Source organism: Allobosea sp. TWI1241 (assembly GCF_039673065.1).
Lineage (GTDB): Bacteria > Pseudomonadota > Alphaproteobacteria > Rhizobiales > Beijerinckiaceae > Allobosea.
Window position 1 is genome coordinate 172,697 of record NZ_JBDJKW010000007.1, and the last position, 17,498, is coordinate 190,194.

At 69.2% G+C, this 17,498-nt stretch carries 16 protein-coding genes, 1 tRNA gene and 1 pseudogene; 13 read left to right on the plus strand and 5 right to left on the minus strand.

From position 1 onward, the window contains the following. Nucleotides 1-44 precede the first annotated feature (44 nt). The 4 genes and pseudogenes from ABE438_RS11565 to ABE438_RS11580 all read left to right on the plus strand — a co-directional run. Nucleotides 45-308 (plus strand): hypothetical protein, encoded by a 264-nt coding sequence (locus tag ABE438_RS11565; protein ID WP_346502772.1) that lies wholly within the window; start codon nucleotides 45-47, stop codon nucleotides 306-308. A 134-nt stretch (nucleotides 309-442) separates the two neighbouring features. Further along, the gene (locus ABE438_RS11570) at nucleotides 443-799 is read left to right on the plus strand and encodes a toxin-antitoxin system TumE family protein (protein ID WP_346502773.1); all 357 of its coding nucleotides are present in this window, start codon (nucleotides 443-445) and stop codon (nucleotides 797-799) included. Beyond that, a complete protein-coding gene (locus ABE438_RS11575) occupies nucleotides 796-1,194 on the plus strand; it encodes an HVO_A0114 family putative DNA-binding protein (RefSeq protein ID WP_346502774.1) in 399 nt (132 codons plus the stop codon). Before ABE438_RS11570 ends, ABE438_RS11575 begins: the two co-directional genes overlap by 4 nt. Next, nucleotides 1,191-2,837 (plus strand): annotated as a pseudogene (locus ABE438_RS11580) (recombinase family protein); the annotation flags it as partial. The gene ABE438_RS11575 and the pseudogene ABE438_RS11580, both read left to right, overlap by 4 nt. Here the strand turns inward: ABE438_RS11580 and ABE438_RS11585 are convergent. After that, a tRNA-Ser gene (locus tag ABE438_RS11585) sits at nucleotides 2,808-2,897 on the minus strand. The pseudogene ABE438_RS11580 and the gene ABE438_RS11585 sit on opposite strands and share 30 nt — an antisense overlap. A gap of 212 nt (nucleotides 2,898-3,109) precedes the next feature. Between ABE438_RS11585 and ABE438_RS11590 the strand changes: the two genes are divergently transcribed. From ABE438_RS11590 to olsB, 7 genes are all read left to right on the plus strand, one after another. Beyond that, nucleotides 3,110-3,430, plus strand: a complete 321-nt coding sequence (locus ABE438_RS11590) for a hypothetical protein (protein ID WP_346502775.1) — start codon at nucleotides 3,110-3,112, stop codon at nucleotides 3,428-3,430. A gap of 78 nt (nucleotides 3,431-3,508) precedes the next feature. Continuing rightward, nucleotides 3,509-4,183, plus strand: a complete 675-nt coding sequence (gene msrA / locus ABE438_RS11595; RefSeq protein WP_346502776.1) for a peptide-methionine (S)-S-oxide reductase MsrA — start codon at nucleotides 3,509-3,511, stop codon at nucleotides 4,181-4,183. Between the two features lie 79 nt (nucleotides 4,184-4,262). After that, entirely contained in the window at nucleotides 4,263-5,243 is a 981-nt protein-coding gene (locus tag ABE438_RS11600) for a TAXI family TRAP transporter solute-binding subunit (RefSeq protein ID WP_346502777.1), read from the plus strand. A gap of 194 nt (nucleotides 5,244-5,437) precedes the next feature. Continuing rightward, the gene (locus tag ABE438_RS11605; protein WP_465248603.1) at nucleotides 5,438-7,510 is read left to right on the plus strand and encodes a TRAP transporter permease; all 2,073 of its coding nucleotides are present in this window, start codon (nucleotides 5,438-5,440) and stop codon (nucleotides 7,508-7,510) included. Nucleotides 7,511-7,583: 73 nt separating this feature from the next. Further along, nucleotides 7,584-9,122, plus strand: coding sequence for a YifB family Mg chelatase-like AAA ATPase (locus ABE438_RS11610; RefSeq protein ID WP_346502779.1), 1,539 nt, complete (start codon nucleotides 7,584-7,586; stop codon nucleotides 9,120-9,122). A 116-nt stretch (nucleotides 9,123-9,238) separates the two neighbouring features. Continuing rightward, nucleotides 9,239-11,335 carry an ATP-binding protein gene (locus tag ABE438_RS11615; RefSeq protein ID WP_346502780.1) on the plus strand — a complete coding sequence of 699 codons (2,097 nt, stop codon included), beginning with the start codon at nucleotides 9,239-9,241 and terminating at the stop codon, nucleotides 11,333-11,335. 216 nt (nucleotides 11,336-11,551) lie between these two features. Continuing rightward, nucleotides 11,552-12,451 (plus strand): l-ornithine N(alpha)-acyltransferase, encoded by a 900-nt coding sequence (olsB, locus tag ABE438_RS11620; RefSeq protein ID WP_465248599.1) that lies wholly within the window; start codon nucleotides 11,552-11,554, stop codon nucleotides 12,449-12,451. A gap of 6 nt (nucleotides 12,452-12,457) precedes the next feature. Here the strand turns inward: olsB and ABE438_RS11625 are convergent, their stop codons facing one another. From ABE438_RS11625 to ABE438_RS11635, 3 genes are read right to left on the minus strand one after another with little or no spacing between them, the layout of a single operon-like run. Then, the gene (locus tag ABE438_RS11625; protein ID WP_346502781.1) at nucleotides 12,458-13,324 is read right to left on the minus strand and encodes an SDR family oxidoreductase; all 867 of its coding nucleotides are present in this window, start codon (nucleotides 13,322-13,324) and stop codon (nucleotides 12,458-12,460) included. Beyond that, on the minus strand, nucleotides 13,321-14,586 hold the full coding sequence (queG, locus tag ABE438_RS11630; RefSeq protein WP_346502782.1) for a tRNA epoxyqueuosine(34) reductase QueG: 1,266 nt from the start codon (nucleotides 14,584-14,586) through the stop codon (nucleotides 13,321-13,323). The genes ABE438_RS11625 and queG overlap by 4 nt, the downstream gene beginning before the upstream one ends. Beyond that, nucleotides 14,484-15,176, minus strand: coding sequence for a glutathione S-transferase family protein (locus ABE438_RS11635; protein WP_346502783.1), 693 nt, complete (start codon nucleotides 15,174-15,176; stop codon nucleotides 14,484-14,486). Before ABE438_RS11635 ends, queG begins: the two co-directional genes overlap by 103 nt. A gap of 239 nt (nucleotides 15,177-15,415) precedes the next feature. Between ABE438_RS11635 and ABE438_RS11640 the strand changes: the two genes are divergently transcribed. Next, a complete protein-coding gene (locus tag ABE438_RS11640) occupies nucleotides 15,416-16,213 on the plus strand; it encodes an undecaprenyl-diphosphate phosphatase (RefSeq protein ID WP_346502784.1) in 798 nt (265 codons plus the stop codon). Between the two features lie 7 nt (nucleotides 16,214-16,220). On the opposite strand, the gene nth is transcribed toward ABE438_RS11640, so the two are convergent. Next, nucleotides 16,221-16,910 carry an endonuclease III gene (gene nth / locus ABE438_RS11645; protein WP_465248600.1) on the minus strand — a complete coding sequence of 230 codons (690 nt, stop codon included), beginning with the start codon at nucleotides 16,908-16,910 and terminating at the stop codon, nucleotides 16,221-16,223. Between the two features lie 20 nt (nucleotides 16,911-16,930). Here nth and ABE438_RS11650 point away from each other — a divergent pair, with 20 nt between their 5' ends. Then, nucleotides 16,931-17,473, plus strand: coding sequence for a DUF2244 domain-containing protein (locus ABE438_RS11650; protein ID WP_346502786.1), 543 nt, complete (start codon nucleotides 16,931-16,933; stop codon nucleotides 17,471-17,473). Nucleotides 17,474-17,498: the final 25 nt, after the last annotated feature.

The following is a 17,498-nucleotide window of genomic DNA, read 5'->3' on the forward strand; positions in this document are numbered from 1 at the left end:
GGCGAGTGTCTTTACGATTGATATTCTCACAAGAAGCGATTCCCATGTCCCGGCGCGGCGCTGATCACTCGCAAAGCCGGGTCTATGTCGTGTCCGGCGTCCTGCCCGACGATCTCTACGACTATGTCCCGCAGGACGAGATCGAGACGCCGGCCCCGCGCACCGGCCGTCCCCCGAAACACGATGTCGAGACCTGGACCGTCACTGACGACTGGCCTGATCGTGTGCCGGTGACGGAGGCCGAGATAGACCTGTTCGAGGCGTGGTTCGGCGATATCTTCGACGAGTTGTTCGGGCCGTCCCGTTGACAGCCATTTAAGCGACGACAGGTCGCGATCGGCCCGACCATTATCCCCCCAGGACATTCATTCCGACCATCGTCCGAAGCCGTCCTGAGCATCAGAAGGCTTGCATTGTTATCTCAAACTGATATGTATTGGTCATGAGCGAGGGTCGCGATCCGAGCCTTGACGCCTTGCTGGATCTCGACGGCCAGATGCTCGTCGTCGATCCCGCAGGCAGTCACTGGGTCAAGTTCGTGGCGACGCGGATTCCGGTCTCGCCGGAAAAGCCGCACGGCCTCGACTACTCGCTCACGCTTCACGGGCCTTCGGGCGAACGTCTGGTCGGCTTCGACAATGCCCATCCGGTCGGCCGCCAGAAGCGGGGCGGGCCGCAGGATCATCGGCATCGGCTCCAGACCGTGAAGCCATACGACTATCGGGACGCCGGCACATTGATGGCCGACTTCTGGCAGTTGGTGGACGCGGTGCTGAAGGAACGAGGAGTTCTCCCATGACGACGCTGAGGGTCGGGATTGCCGATTACGAGGAAATGAAAGCCCGCACGATGCGGATCGCGCGCGGGGAGGAGAAGCCCAAGCCCGACGAGCCGAAGGTGTGGTTCACCTCGACCGAGTCCTTCGCCAAGGTGCTGTCTGCCGGGAACCGCGAGCTGCTGCGCATCATCGCCGAGCAGGCGCCGGGATCGGTGGAGGAACTGTCCGACATCACCGGCCGGGCCAAGTCCAACCTGTCGCGGACCCTGAAAACCATGGTCGGCTACGGCCTGATCCGTATGGAGCGCAGTGGGCGCAAGCTCGCGCCGAAAGTCATCCATGATCGCGTGGCGCTGGACCTGCCGCTCACTGAGCGACAAGCGCCGCTCGCCATGGCAGCGGGAGGCCGGTCATGAACGCTGAAACACCCAACATCGCAACGCGCGCCGCCATGTATCTCCGCGTCTCGACCGCGCGGCAGGCCGAGCATGACGTGTCCATCCCCGACCAGAAGCGCCAGGGCGAGGCCTACTGCCTGTCGCGCGGCTACCAGCTCATCGACACCTTCGTCGAGCCGGGCGCGACCGCCACCAATGATCGCCGCCCCGAATTCCAGCGCATGATCGAGGCGGGCACGACCAAGCCGGCGCCCTTCGATATCGTCGTCGTCCATTCGTTCAGCCGCTTCTTCCGCGACCACTTCGAGCTGGAATTCTACGTCCGCAAGCTCGCCAAGAATGGCGTCAAGCTCGTCTCCATCACCCAGGAGATGGGCGACGATCCGATGCACGTCATGATGCGCCAGATCATGGCGCTGTTCGACGAGTATCAGTCCAAGGAGAACGGTAAGCACGTCATGCGTGCCCTCAAGGAGAACGCCCGGCAGGGCTTCTGGAACGGCGCGTTGCCGCCAATCGGCTACCGCATTGTCGCGGCCGAGCAACGCGGGGCGAAGACCAAGAAGAAGCTGGAGATTGATCCGTTGCACGCCGACACCGTGCGGCTGATCTACCGGCTAGCGCTGGAGGGCAACGGCACTTCCGGCCCGATGGGCGTCAAAGCGATCGTGTCGCATCTCAACGCGCGCCGTATCTTCACCCGCGACGGCGGTCGCTGGGGCATCGGCCAGCTTCACCGCATCCTGACGCGGCGCACCTATATCGGCGAGCACGAGTTCAACAAGCGCTCCAAGTCCAAGGAGTTGAAGCCCGTCAGCGAGATCGTCACGGTTCCCGTGCCGCCGCTGATCGACCTTGAGACCTTCGAAGCCGTTCAGGCGCACCTCAAGGCCCGCAACCCCAAGGTCACGCCGCCGCGCGTCGTCAGCGGCCCGACCTTGCTCACGGGCATCTGCTTCTGCGCCAAGTGCGGCGGGGCCATGACGATCCGCACCGGTAAGGGCGGGCGCTATCGCTACTACACCTGCTCGATCAAGGCGCGGCAGGGCGAGACCGGTTGCTCGGGCCGTTCGATCCCGATGGAGAAGCTCGACGGCATCGTCGCCGGCCATATCGAGGATCGGCTGCTCCAGCCTGACCGGCTGGAGGAGGTGCTGTCGTCCGTCCTCGACCGTCGGTACGAGCGGGCCGAGCGGCGACAGGAGCATATCGCCGAGTTGAACCGCCGGGCGGCCGAGACCGACCTTCGCCTCAAGCGCCTCTATGACGCGATCGAATCAGGTGTGGCCGATCTGTCCGATCCGGCGCTGAAAGACCGCATCACCGGTTTGAAGGCACTGCGCGACCAGGCGCAGGCCGATGCCGAGCGGGCGCAGGCCATGCTCGAAAACTCCGGGAATCAGGCCGTGACGCCCGCAACGGTGCGCCGGTTTGCCGACGTGGCGCGGGAGCGCATCCGCCTCGACGGGGGCGGTTATCGGCGGGATCACCTGCGCGCCTTCGCCCAGCGGGTCGAGGTCGCGGAGACCGAAGTGCGCATAATGGGATCGAAGGGAGAGCTGCTTCGCACACTTGCGGCCGTTTCCGGAGGGAAATCGGCGGCAATCGGCGTGCCCAGTTTGGGACTGAAATGGCGGACAGGGCGGGATTCGAACCCGCGATACGGTTTCCCGTATACACACTTTCCAGGCGTGCGCCTTCAACCACTCGGCCACCTGTCCGGCGGGCTGCTTATGACCTCCGCGCTCGCGTCTTTCAAGGGGGCTGCGGCGGCTATGTACAGGGCGGCAGGAGAAACTTCGCCCGGCGTTGCATTCCGTGCGGGGCGGGGGCACATCCGGTTGCCGGCGGCGGCGCGGCGGTGTGCGACCGGTCGCGCGGGTCGATGTGGTGAGTGAATGCCGCGGGCGAATGCGGCGGGAGAGACCGTAACGTGCGTTTTCTGCTCAGGATGCTCGGCTTTCTCGCGGTGGCGGCCGGTTTCGTCGTGCTGCTGACCGATGGTGCCGCCGCGATCGCCAACTCCACTTTGCACGCCACGCCGCTCGCGGAGACGCTGGCGGCGGTGTTCGGCGAGCGCATGGCGGGCTTCCGGGCGGCTGTGATCCGCGATGTGCATCCGTTGCTGTGGGATCCGGTGCTGGTCACCGTGCTGCGCCTGCCGACCGCGCTCGCCGGGCTGCTGCTCGGCTTCCTGCTGCTGCGGCTGGGGCGCCGGCCGGACCCGGTCATCGGCATCGTCACGCGACGGTGAAGGCCCGTCCCGCCGGACGCTCCTGCGCAACCGCCAGCGGCGCCCTATATTAGGTCGTTCACCGAACAGGAGACCGTGATGTTCTTCCAGCGCGCGAAGACCCAGATGCCGGCCGCCGGACAGGCGCTGCCGGGCCGGGCGCAGGCCCTGCCGACCGCCGAGCGCCACGTCGTCAACGGCGAGCGTCTCGCGGGTCCCTGGCCCGAGGGCACGCGCACTGCGCTGTTCGGGTTCGGCTGCTTCTGGGGCGCCGAGCGCAAGTTCTGGCAGGCGGGGCCGGGGATCGTCGTGACCGCGGTCGGCTATGCCGGCGGGCAGACGCCGAACCCGACCTATGAGGAGGTCTGCTCCGGCCTGACCGGGCACAACGAGGTCGTGCTGGTCGCCTACGATCCGGCGCGCATCGCCTATGAGGATCTGCTCAGGATCTTCTGGGAGAGCCACGACCCGACGCAGGGCATGCGCCAGGGCAACGATGTCGGTACGCAGTACCGCTCCGGCATCTACGTCGCCGATGCCGCGCAGCGAGCCGCGGCTGAACGCTCGCGCGAGGCCTATGGCCGGGCGCTGGCCGAGCGTGGCTACGGGCCGGTGACCACCGAGATCGTCGACGCGCCGCCCTTCTACTATGCGGAGGAGTATCACCAGCAATATCTGGCGCGGAATCCGGGCGGCTATTGCGGGCTCGGCGGCACGGGCGTCGCCTGCCAGACGGGGCTCGACCTAGCCGCCGGTCCGAATTCTGCCACATGATCGACAGACTTTCGTCGCATACCCCTTGATCCCGGCGCCAAAGCTCTGAACACTGTCCCGTTCAATCGGGAGTGAGAGCATGACTGTGAAGTTGACGCGGCGCATCGCCGGAATCGGTCTCGGTCTGGGCGCCATCGCGCTGGCCGCCGGCGTGGCCCTGGCGCAGGCCCCGGCGTTCTTCCGCATCGGGACGGGCGGCACGGCCGGCACGTATTATCCGGTCGGCGGCCTGATCGCGAACGCGATCTCCAACCCGCCGCAGCTGGTCGCCACCGCCGTCGCCAGCAACGGCTCGGTCGCCAACGTCAACGCCATCGTCGGCGGCGCCGCCGAATCCGGCTTCGTCCAGGCCGACGTCGCCTATTGGGCCTATTCCGGCACCGGCGTCTTCCAGGGCAAGCCGAAGATCGAGGAGCTGCGCTCGATCGCCAATCTCTATCCGGAGAGCGTCCACCTCGTGGTACGCAAGGCGGCGAACGTGAAGACGATCGGCGACCTGAAGGGCAAGAAGGTCTCGCTGGACGAGCCGGGCTCGGGCACGCTGCTCAACGCCCGCGCCATCCTCGGCGCCTTCGGCGTCACCGAAAAGGACATCAAGGCCGAGTTCGTCAAGCCGAACCAAGCGGCCGAGCTGATGAAGGACGGTTCGCTCGACGCCTTCTTCTTCACCGGCGGCTTCCCGGCGGCGGCGATCTCCGAACTGGCCTCGACCGGCTCCGGCATCGACCTGCTGCCGATCTCGGGCCCCGAGGTCGACAAGCTCTCGAAGGAGTTCCCCTTCTTCGCCGCCGACGAGATTCCCGCCGGCACCTACAAGGACGTCGCCACCACCAAGACCATCGCGGTCGGCGCCCATTGGGTGACCTCGGCCAAGATTTCGGCCGACACGGTCTATGCCGTGACCAAGGGCCTGTGGAGCGACAAGGCGCGCGCCGCGCTCGACGCCGGCCACGCCAAGGGCAAGGCGATCCGCAAGGAGACCGCGCTGAACGGCCTGCAGGGCGTGCCGCTGCATCCGGGCGCCGAGCGCTTCTACAAGGAGGCCGGCCTGCTTAAGTGAGCGGCCACGCAGCCTAGATCCCGGGAGGCGCGGCGCCAGCCGCGCCTCTTGCATTTCCCGCCAGAGCAGTGAGCGGCGCCATGCAGGCCAACACGCAGACCATGTCGACCGAGACCGATACCGCCAAGCTGGCCCAGCTCGAATCGGAACTCGATCCGGAGATGCGCTTCCGGCAGCTGCCCCATCGCACCATGATGCTGGTCGGCGGCTTGCTGCTCTCGCTCTCGGCCTTCCACTACTACACCGCCGGCTTCGGCCTGCTGCGCGAGGTGACGCATCGCGGCATCCACCTCGCCTTCGTGCTCGGCCTGATCTTCCTGGTCTTCGCGGCGCGCAAGCATGACGGCGACCGCGTCCATCCCTCGACGCTGTTCCGCCCCGGCGGCGTGCCGATCTACGACTGGATCTTCGCGATCGCGGTGGCGATCTCGAGCCTTTACGTGCCGTGGATTTTCGAGGACCTGGTCTTCCGCGTCGGCAATCCCTCCGCGATGGACGTGGCGATGGGCACGATCACCATCGTGCTGATGATCGAGGCCACGCGCCGCTCGATCGGCTGGGGCCTGCCGCTGATCGCCATCGTCGCGATCCTCTATGCGCTCTACGGCAACTGGTTCCCCGGCATCTTCCTGCATCCGGGTGCGAGCTGGTCGGTGCTGGTCAACCATCTCTACCTGACCAGCCAGGGCATCTACGGCGTCGCGCTTGGCGTCGTCGCGACCTATGTCTTCCATTTCGTGCTGTTCGGCGTGCTGGCGACGCGGGTGGGCCTCGGCCGACTCTTCCTCGGCGTCGCCGCCTCGGTGGCGGGACGCTTCGCCGGCGGCCCGGCCAAGATCTCGATCTTCGGCTCGGCCCTGTTCGGCATGATCTCGGGCTCCTCGGTGGCGAACACCGTGACCGTCGGTTCGCTGACCATCCCGATGATGATCCGCCTCGGCTACCAGCGCCATTTCGCCGCGGCGATCGAATCCACCGCGGCCACCGGCGGCCAGATCACTCCGCCGATCATGGGCGCGGCCGCCTTCCTGATGGTCGAGTTCCTCAACCTGCCCTACGCGACCATCGTGATCGCGGCCATCGTGCCGGCCTTCATGCACTTCTTCGGCGTGCTGATGCAGGTGCATTTCGAGGCCAAGCGCTCAGGGATGCGCGGGCTCACCGACGCCGAGATCCCCAAGCTGCGCGATGTCTTCGCGCGTGACTGGCCGGCCGTGGCGCCGCTCTTCGCGCTGATCGTCGTGCTGTTCACCGGCTACACGCCCTATCTCGCGGCGTTCTGGGGCATTACCGGCTGCATGCTGATCGGCCTCACCAGCAACCGGCCGGTCGCCGGCCTGGCGCTGATCCTCGCGATCGGCATCGCCGCGCCGACCGAGATCCTGCGCATGCCGGGCGTGAATCTCGGGCTGACGCTCGCCGCCTTCGCCATCATGGCGCATGGCGTGCTGATGCGCTCGACCGAGGGGCGCAAGCGCGTCGCCGACATGATCGACGCCTTCATCCTCGGCGCGAAATACGCGATCGGCGTGGGCGCGGCGGCGGCGACCGTCGGCGTCATCGTCGGCGTGGTCACGCTGACCGGCGTCGGCTTCAAGATCTCCTGGATCGTCACCTCGCTCGCCGACCAGTGGGCCAAGGCGGTGCTCGGCTTCCTGCCGTTCCTGCCCTTCGGGCCGAGCAGCGCCACGCTGTTCTTCACCCTGGTGCTTACCGGCATCGTCTGCATCCTGCTCGGCTGCGGCGTGCCGACCACGGCGAACTACATCATCATGGTCACGGTGGCGGCGCCGGCGCTGGGCATGCTCGGCGTCACGCCGCTCGTCGCGCATTTCTTCGTGTTCTATTACGGCATCCTCGCCGACATTACCCCGCCGGTCGCGATCTCGGCCTATGCCGGGGCGAGCATGGCGGGGGCCGATCCGTTCCGGACCGGCAACACCGCCTTCCGGCTGGCGCTCGGCAAGGTGCTGGTGCCCTTCGTCTTCGTGTTCTCGCCCTCGATGCTGATCATGGTGCCGAGCTTCACCTGGACGGAGTTCCTGGGCTCGACCGCAGCCTGCATCATCAGCATATCCTTGCTCTCGGCGTCCTTCTCCGGCTGGCTGCTGGCGCCGCTCGCGGGATGGGAACGCTGGGTCCTGGCGCTGGCCGCCATACCGCTGATCCTCGCCACTCCGCTCTCGGCGGCGATCGGCTTCCTGATCGCCGCGCCGGTGCTGGTGCGGCAGGTCATCGCGCGTCGGGCCCGCATGGCGCCCACCTGACGGGTTCCCTGTCTGTTCTTGCGCGCCTCGCCCGCTTCCGCTACCGTTGCGGCAGCAGGCGGGGTGGCGCGGGATGGTGACGCGGGTCGCGACGGTGGCGTTCGAGGGGATCGAGGCGCGCGCCGTCGACGTGCAGGTCCAGGTCGCCGCAGGCGGCGTCGCCTTCATCCTGGTCGGCCTGCCCGACAAGGCTGTCGCCGAGAGCCGCGAGCGGGTGCGCGCCGCGCTCGTCGCCTCCGGGCTGGCGCTGCCGGCCAAGCGCATCACCGTCAATCTCGCCCCGGCCGACCTGCCCAAGGAAGGCAGCCATTACGACCTGCCGATCGCGCTCGGCATCATGGCGGCGATCGGGGCGATCCCCGCCGACGCGCTCGACGGTTTCACCGTGCTGGGCGAACTCGCGCTCGACGGTTCGCTGACCGCGGTGGCCGGGGTGCTGCCGGCGGCGATCGCCGCCCATGGTCGCGGTCACGGCCTGATCTGCCCCGCCGCCTGCGGTTCAGAGGCCGCCTGGGCCGCCGAGGATCTCGACATCGTCGCGCCGCGCTCGCTGATCCAGCTCGCCAACCATGTCCGCGGTACGCAAGTGATGGCGCGGCCGAGCCCGGCCATCGCCCGCCAGGCCGGGCCGCTGCCGGATCTCGCCGACATCAAGGGGCAGGAGAGCGCCCGGCGCGTGCTCGAGATCGCGGCGGCCGGCGGCCACAACCTGCTGATGAACGGGCCGCCCGGCGCCGGCAAGTCGATGCTGGCCAGCCGGCTGCCGTCGATCCTGCCGCCGCTGGGCCCGCGCGAACTGCTCGAGGTCTCGATGGTCCTGTCGGTCGCCGGCCGGCTGGCCGATGGCGAGCTGACCGACCGGCGGCCCTTCCGCGCGCCGCATCATTCCGCCTCGATGGCGGCGTTGGTCGGTGGCGGGCTCCAGGCGAAGCCGGGCGAGGCCTCGCTCGCCCATCACGGCGTGCTCTTTCTCGACGAGTTGCCGGAATTCCAGGCGCAGGCGCTCGACGCGCTACGCCAGCCGCTGGAGACCGGCGAGATCCTGATCTCGCGCGCCAATCATCGCGCCGTCTATCCGGCCCGGTTCCAGCTGGTCGCGGCGATGAATCCGTGCCGTTGCGGCCGCGCCACCGAGCCGGGCTATGCCTGCCGGCGCCAGGCGAGCGAGCGCTGCATGGCGCAGTACCAGGCCCGCATTTCCGGCCCGCTGCTCGACCGGATCGACATCGCCATCGACGTGCCGGCCGTGACGGCGAGCGACCTGATCCAGCCCGCGCCATCCGAGCCATCGGCTGCGGTGGCGGCACGGGTGGCGCAGGCGCGGCGCGTGCAGTCGGCCCGCTACGCCGCGCTCGGCCTCGACGGCGTCGAGACCAATGCCGCCTGTCCCGCCTCGCTGCTCGACGAGGTGGCGCGGCCCGACCAGGCCGGGCTCACCTTGCTGCGCAGCGCCGCCGACAGCATGCGGCTGACCGCGCGGGGCTATCATCGCGTGCTCAAGGTGGCGCGGACGCTGGCCGATCTCGACGGCGAGGCGCATGTCGCCCGCATCCACCTCGCCGAGGCTCTGTCCTATCGCTCGCGCATCGACCAGGCGGCGCAGGCGGCCTGACGGCGCCGCGCCAGTCGCGTCGTTGGAAGGCCATGTGCTGCGGTCGGCAGGGCGGGGGCGGGCCGAAAAGCGGAATCCACTTTTGGCGCGGATGACGATAAGTCACGAGCATGGAGATGTCCTCGTCCCTGCCGGTGGTGATCGCCGTGCTGGCCTGCCTGCTGGCGGCGCTGGCCTCGGCAGCGGCGCTCTGGCTGATGCGCGAGCGCAGCCGCGTCGCCGAGCAGGCGGCCGGCATCGCCGCCGACATCGAGCGCCTCAATGACCGGCTGTGGGAGCTTGCCGACAGCGAGGAGCGCTATCGCAGCCTGATCGAGGCGCAGGGCGACCTGATCGTCCGGCGCAGCGAGGGGCGGATCGTCTACGCCAATGCCGCCTATGCCGCGCTGCTCGGCGCCGAGGGCGAGGATGTCGCCGGCAGCCCGGCCGAGCCGCAGGTGCTGTCGACGCAGCCGGCCCAGTTGCAGCCGGATGGCGCCCGCGTCGTCGACGAATGCGTCGCCACGCCCGGCGGCGAGCGCTGGATCGCCTGGGTCGAGACGGTGGTCCCGGTCGCGGCCGGGCGCACCGTGCTCCAGCGCGTCGGGCGCGACATCACCGCCCGCGTCGCCGGCGCGCATGCGCTGGAGGAGGCGCGCAGCCGCGCCGAGGAGGCGAGCATCGCCAAGTCGCGTTTCCTCGCGACGGTGAGCCACGAATTCCGTACCCCCCTCAACGGCATCCTGGGCATGGCCGATCTGCTCGGCGACACGAGGCTCGATCCCGAGCAGGTCACCTATGTCCGGGCGCTGCGCAATTCAGGCGTGGCGCTGCTCGGCCTCGTCGACGGCATCCTCGACTTCGCCAAGGTCGAGGCCGGAAAGCTGGAGATCGCCGACGCACCTTTCGATCTGGCGCTGCTGATCGAGGACGTCACCGAGCTGATGGCGCCGCGCGCCCAGGCCAAGGGCATCGAGGTCTCGGCGCTGCTCGATCCCGGCCTGCCGGGCCGGGTGCGCGGCGATGTCGAGCGCCTGCGCCAGATCCTGCTCAACCTCGTCGGCAATGCGGTGAAGTTCACCGAGGAGGGCGGCGTCGGCATCGTGGCCCGCCGCGCCGGCGGCGAGATCGAGATCCTGGTGTCGGATACAGGCCCGGGCATTCCGGCCGACCGGCTGGAGGTGATCTTCGAAGAGTTCGAGCAGCTCGAGGTCAAGGCCTCGCCGATCTCGAGCGGCACCGGCCTCGGCCTCGCCATCGCGCGGCGCCTGGCGCTCGCCATGGAAGGTAGCCTCTCGGCGCAGAGCGTCGCCGGGCGCGGCGCGACCTTCCGGCTGACGCTGCCGCTGCGCGAGAGCGAGGGCGCGCCGCCGCCGCCCGCGCTGCCGGACTGGTCGGGCATGCGCCTGCTCATCGCGTCCGCGGCGCCGTTCAGCGCCGCCCATCTCGCCGAGCAGGCCAGGCGCATGGGCGCCGAGGTCGTGCTGGCGGCCGATCGTCCGCAGGCCCTGTCGCGGCTGGGAACCGAGAGCTTCTCCGCCGTGCTGGTCGACCGGGCGCTGCCCGGCGGCGAGACGGAGACGATCGCCGCGGCGGCGGCGCAACGCGGCGTCGGGCCGATCGTGATCATGCTGTCGCCGGCCGAGCGGCGCCAATACGGCTCGCCCTTCGACGGCGGCTTCACCGGCTTCCTGGTCAAGCCCGTGCGGGCGCGCTCGCTGCAGCAGCGCCTGGGCCCGGACGCGCATGACGACGCGGTGGACGGTACGTCGGATGCGGGGCATCTCGTCGCGCCGGCGGAGCGGGAGGGCGGGCTGCGCGTGCTTGTCGCCGAGGACAACGAGATCAACGCGCTCCTCGCCAACCGCACGCTGGAGCGGCTCGGCTGCCTGCCGAGCTGGGCCCGCGACGGCGGCGAGGCGATCAGGCTGGTCGACGAGGCCGCAGCGGGCCTGCGTCCGGGCTTCGACCTCGTGCTGCTCGACATCCGCATGCCGGTGCAGGACGGTTTCGCCGTGGCGCGGCATATCCGCGCGACGGAGCAGGGCAGGGGCGTTTCGCCGGCAGGCCGGCTGACGGTGCTGGCGCTGACCGCCAACACGGCGGAGGAGGATCGCGAGGCGGCGCTGGCGGCCGGAATGGACGCCTGCCTGACCAAGCCGCTCGACCGCGACGGCCTCGCCGCCTGGATCGAGAAGCTGCGTGCGGCGCGGCGCGAGGGCGCACCCGGCTAAGGACGCGGTGGGGACGCCCGCCGCTTTGCGCTCGCCATGGCCGGCCCCATCGGCTAGTTCTGCGTCACATCATTGACGCAGTTCCGTCGCCGTCCCGTAAAATGTTCCGCTCATTGACGTCATGCACCTAGCCAAGGCCGCTCAGCGACAGGACCTGACATGGCGCTCGACGTGTTTCCCGGCGACCGTAAGCCGGCAAAGCGCAGGATCGCGGCAATGCCGTCCTTCGCGCGGTTCTCCCCGGCAGGCCTGATGGCGGCGGGGCGTCATCTGGCGGGGCTCGGCCCCTTCGGCATCGATGCGCTGTCGGGCTCGCTCGGGCGCTCCGGTTCGCTTGAGGTGCGCCTGGCGCGCGGCCCGCGCGAGATCTGGCGGGCGCAGCGCCTGCGCTATCGCGTGTTCTACCAGGAAATGTCGGCCAAGCCCGACGTGGTCTCGCGGATGTTCCGCCGCGACGCCGACCGGTTCGACGCGGCCTGCGACCATCTTCTCGTCATCGACCATGCCGCGCGCGGCCGCTTCGGCGGCATCAAGCCGCGCGTCGTCGGCACCTATCGCCTGATGCGCGGCGCGGCGGCCGAGCGGCTCGGCGGCTTCTACAGCCAGTCCGAATTCGATATCGGCCCGCTGCTCGCCCGCCATCCCGGCCTGCGCTTCCTCGAACTCGGCCGCTCCTGCGTGCTCAAGCCTTACCGCACCAAGAAGACGGTGGAGCTGCTCTGGCACGGCATCTGGGCCTATGTCCGCCATCACCGCATCGACGCGATGTTCGGCTGCGCCAGCTTCGACGGCGTCGATCCCGACATGCTCGCGCTGCCGCTCTCCTTCCTGCACCACAACGCCACGGCCGAGGGGCCCTGGCGCGTCGAGGCGCTGCAGGACCAGCGCGTGGCGATGGATCGCCTGCCGGCCGGGATGATCGACGCCAAGGCGGCGCTCAAGACGCTGCCGCCGCTGCTCAAGGGCTATCTGCGCGTCGGCGCCCGCTTCGGCGCGGGCGCGGTGATCGACCGGCAGTTCGGCACGACCGACGTGCTGGTCATCCTGCCGGTCTCGGCGATCGAGCAGCGCTATCTCGACTATCTCGGCGGCGAGGGCCAGCGCTACAACGCCTGACGGGCGTCAGGCGCCCGCCGCGGCCAGCGCGCGCAGCGCGCCGCGATACTCGGGATAGCGGAAGACGTAGCCGAGCTCGCGCTTGACCAGCGCATTCGAGACGCGGCGGTTCTCGCTGTAGAAGCTCGCGGCCGCCGGCGAGAGCTTCTCGGGATCGAAGGGCGTTTCCGGCGGCGGCGTCAGTGCGCAGAGCTCGGCGGCGAAGCTGACCACGTCCTGCGGCGGTGCCGGCTCGTCGTCGGTGACGTTATAGATCGCCCCGGCGCGCGGCTGCGCCAGCGAGATGGCGAGCACACCGGCGATATCCTCGGCATGAATGCGGTTGAACACCTGTCCCGGCTTGATCAGGCGGTTCGCCTTGCCTTCGCGCAGCTTGACGATGGCGTTGCGCCCAGGGCCGTAAATGCCCGAGAGGCGGAAGATATGCACCGGCTTGCCGCTGCGCGCGCCCAGCGCCAGCCAATCCTGCTCGATGGCGATGCGGCGCAGCGAGCCGCGGCTGCGCGACAGGCAGGGCGTGGTCTCGTCGACCCAGCCGCCGCCATGATCGCCATAGACGCCGATGGTCGAGAGATAGCCGAGCCAGCCCAGCGCGGGCGCCGCTTCCAGCGCGGGGCCGAGCAGGCGCAGCGCCGCGTCGCCCTGCTCGTCGGGCTGTACCGAGACCAGCACGGCGTCCGCCTGCGCCACGGCGGCGAGGAGCGCGGGCGAGGCGCTCACCCCGTCGAAGACCATGGCCGGGAGGCCGTCCGCGCTCAGCCGTGCCGCCTTCTCGGCGGTGCGCACCGTGCCGGTGACCTGCCAGCCCTCGGCCTGCATGGCGCGCGCGAAGAAACCGGCCGAATAGCCGAGACCGATGATCAGGAGGTTCATGCCCTATCCGTCTGCTTGGGGGAGGAGCGGGGCCCTTCGGCCGCCGGCAGGCAGGCCTGCCATTCGGCGCGGACCGCGGCGTCGTCTTCGGTGGAAAGGCGGGTTTGCGCCAGCGCCGCGGCCTCCGCCGGCGCCAGTCGCGAGAGCGCCCAGGCCGCCATGGCGCGCACCAGCGGCGAGTGATCGTCGACCAGCGCGCGCGCGCTAGCGGCCAGATGCGACGCTCCGCTATTGCCGATGGCGATCAGCACGTTGCGAACGAAGCGGTCGCGGCCGGTACGCTTCACCGGCGTGCCGGCAAAGAGCGTGCGGAAGCTCGGATCGTCGAGGGCGGCGAGTTCGGCCAGCGGCAGCGCCTCGATCTCGTCCCTGAGCGCGAGGCGCGTCTCGCGGCTGGCGGCGGCGAACTTGTTCCAGGGGCAGACCGCCAGGCAGTCGTCGCAGCCGAAGACGCGGTTGCCGATGCCGGGCCGCAGTTCCGCGTCGATATGGCCGTGATGCTCGACCGTCAGATAGGCGATGCAGCGGCGGGCATCGAGCTGGTAGGGCGCGGGGAAGGCGTCTGTCGGGCAGATGTCGAGGCAGCGCCGGCAGGAGCCGCAATGATCGCGCTCCGCGGCATCGGCCGGCAATTCGGCGCTGGTGTAGATCGCGCCGAGGAACAGCCAGCCGCCATGCTGGCGCGAGACCAGCACGCTGTGCTTGCCCTGCCAGCCCAGGCCGGCCGCCTGCGCCAGCGGCTTTTCCATCACCGGCGCGGTGTCGACGAAGACCTTGACCGCGACATCGCCGCGCGCCGCCAGCACGCCGGCCACGCTCTTGAGCTTGCCCTTGACCACGTCGTGATAGTCGCGCCGCCGGGCATAGAGCGAGATCGCGCCGCGCTCGCGCTCGGCCAGCACGGCGAGCGGATCGTCCTCGGGCGCATAGCTCATGCCGAGCATCACCACCGAGCGGGCTTCGGGCCACAGGGTCGCCGGGTCGGCGCGCTCGGCCGTGCGCTCGGTCAGCCATTCCATGTCGCCGTGATGGCCGGCCTCGAGCCAGCCGGCGAGGCGTGCGGGCGCTTCGGGAATGGAATCGACCGAGGCGACCCTGACGACGGAGAAGCCCTCGTCGCGGGCGCGCGCCAGCGTCGCCGCCTTCAGCTTCTCGCCGCTCAGAAGTCCAGATCGTCGTAATGGGCCGCCGGCGCCATGCCGGGAATCCGGTCGCCGAGCAGCGGCCGGAAGCTCGGTCTGGACTTGATCCTGGCGTACCATGCGCGGGCGGCCTCGTCCTCGTCCCAGGGAACGTCGCCGAGATAGTCGACGCAGGAGAGCTGCGCCGCGGCGGCGAGATCGGCATAGCTCAGGACGTCGCCGGCGAGCCAGTTCCGTTTCGCCGTCAGCCAGCCGATATAGCGCAGATGATAGCGCACATTGCCGCGCGCCGCCCGGATGGCGCTCATCTCCGGCGGGCCGCCGCCCTGCTCGCGGCTCATGAAGCGCTTCATCACCTTCTCCAGCACCAGCGGGGCGGTGATCTCCTCGTTGAACTTGCCGTTGAACCAGTCGAGCAGCCGGCGCACCTCGATGCGCTCCAGCGGGCCCTCCGGCAGCAGCCTGCGCTCGCCCAGCGCCAGTCCGCGCGTTTCGTCGAGATATTCGGCGATCGGCCCGGCGCCCGGCACGACGATGCCGGTGTCCTCGACGAAGACCGGGGTGGTCCCGGCCGGGTTGAGCTGCAGGAATTCCCTGCGCCGCTCCCAGACGCGCTCTTCGGCGAGGGCTGCGTCGAGCCCGAACTCGCCGAGGGCGAGCCGGATGAAGCGCGAATGCGGGCAGAGCGGATAATGCTGAAGCGTGGCCATCGAACTGCTGGAAAAATGGCGGGAATTTTCGGGGCAGGCAGCGCCTGATGCAGCGCAATGAGGCGTTTTCGTATAGGCGCGCCTTCAGGGTGTCACAAGCCGGGGCCAGGGGATGGCTGCGATTGCGCGCGATTCCTTGCCGGTCTGGTAACCAATTCGCAAAGAGCCTGCGCGATAGCATTAACGCGCGCCGCCGGCTTTTGTTGCGCCGCATCTGACGGCCTCGGAAGGACCCTCCCATGTATGATTATCTGGTGGCTGCCATCCTCGGCGTCGTCGAGGGGCTGACCGAGTTCCTGCCGGTGTCCTCCACCGGGCATCTGCTGCTGCTGGGGCACTTCCTCGGCTTCGAATCCAAGGGCAAGGCCTTCGAGGTGCTGGTGCAGCTCGGTGCGATCCTGGCGATCCTGCTGGTCTATTTCCACCGCCTGCTCGACATCGCCAAGCGCCTGCCGAGCGACCCCGCCGCGCGGCGTTTCGTCATCGGCGTGCTGATCGCCTTCCTGCCGGCTGCGGTGATCGGCGCGCTGGCGCACGCCTTCATCAAGGGCGTGCTGTTCAACCCCTTCCTGGTCTGCACCACGCTGATCGCCGGCGGCCTCATCCTGCTGGTCGTCGACGAGATGGAGCTGGAGGTGAAGCATTCCGACGCCACCGCCTTTCCGCTGCCGATGTATCTCAAGATCGGCTTCATGCAGTGCCTGGCGATGATCCCCGGCGTCTCGCGCTCGGGCGCTACCATCGTCGGCGCCATGCTGCTGGGCGCCGACAAGCGCGCCGCGGCCGAGTTCTCCTTCTTCCTGGCGATGCCGACCATGGCCGGCGCCTTCGCCTACGACCTGATGAAGAACTACAAGATCCTGACCGCCGACGACGCGACTTTGATCGTGATCGGCTTCTTCACCGCCTTCATCTCGGCGCTGTTCGTGGTGCGCGGCTTCCTCGATTTCGTTTCGCGCCGCGGCTTCGCGCCCTTCGCCTGGTGGCGGATCGTCGTTGGCTCGGTCGGCCTCGTCGCGCTGGTGCTGTTCGGCTGAGGCGGGCTCAGGCGATCCGCTTGTCGGCGGAATCGCAGAGATCGGCGACCACGCAGCTCTCGCAGGCCGGGCGCAGCGCCTTGCAGGTGTAGCGCCCGTGCAGGATCAGCCAGTGATGCGCGTGCCGGCCGAATTCCGCCGGCACCGCCTTCTCCAACCCGAGCTCGACCTGGAGCACGGTCTTGCCCGGCGCGATCCGCAGCCGGTTGGCGACGCGGAAGACATGGGTGTCGACCGCGTGGGTGATCTCGCCGAAGGCGATGTTGAGCACGACATTGGCGGTCTTGCGGCCGACGCCGGGCAGCGTCTCCAGCGCCTCGCGGCTGGCCGGAACCGTGCTGCCGAACGCCTCGATCAGGCGCTGGCTCAGCAGGATCACGTTCTTCGCCTTGGTGCGGTAGAGGCCGATCGTCCTGATCAGCTCGCGCACCGTCTCCTCGCCGAGCGCCAGCATCTTCTCCGGCGTGTCGGCCAGCGCGAACAGGCGCCGCGTCGCTTTGTTGACGCCGGCATCAGTGGCCTGCGCCGAGAGCACCACCGCGACCAGCAGCGTGAAGGCGTTGAGATATTCGAGCTCGCCCTGCGGCTCCGGCCGGACGGCGCGGAAGCGGCTGAAGATCTCGCGGATTTCGGCGGGCTTGCGCGCCTTGACGGCGGCGCGGCTCACCCCGCGCTTCGGGCTGTTCGATATGGGCATCGCGGCGTTATAATGCCGGCATGACCCCGGGCAAGAGTCATTCCGCGGCGCTTGATGCCGCCGCGATCGAGGCCGCCGCCGAGCGGCCGCTGTTCGACGCGACGATCACGCCGCATCGCTCGCTCGGCCCGAACGGCTTCCGGCTGGTGATGACCCTGGTCTGCCTCGCAGCGGTGATCTCCTCGCTGCCCTTCGTCATCCTCGGCGCCTGGCCGGTGGCCGGCTTCTTCGGCCTCGACATTCTGGCGCTGTTCATCGCCTTCAAGGTGAATTTCGGCGCGGCGCGGGCCTTCGAGCGCATCGTGGTCACGCCGCTCGACGTGGTGCTGCGCAAGGTATCGCATCACGGCCGCGAGCGGGTCTGGCGTTCCAACCCGGCCTGGACCCGCATGGAGCGCGATGAGGACGAGGATTTCGGCCTGATGGGGCTGGCCCTGGTCTCGCGCGGGCGCCGCACCGCGATCGCCTCGGCGCTGTCGCCGCAGGAGCGGGAGGGCTTCGCGCAGGCGCTCGGCGGCGCGCTCGCCAAGGCCAGGCGCGGCCCGGACTTCGACCCCATCTGAGAAGGGGCGCTGCGGCGTGTCCCGA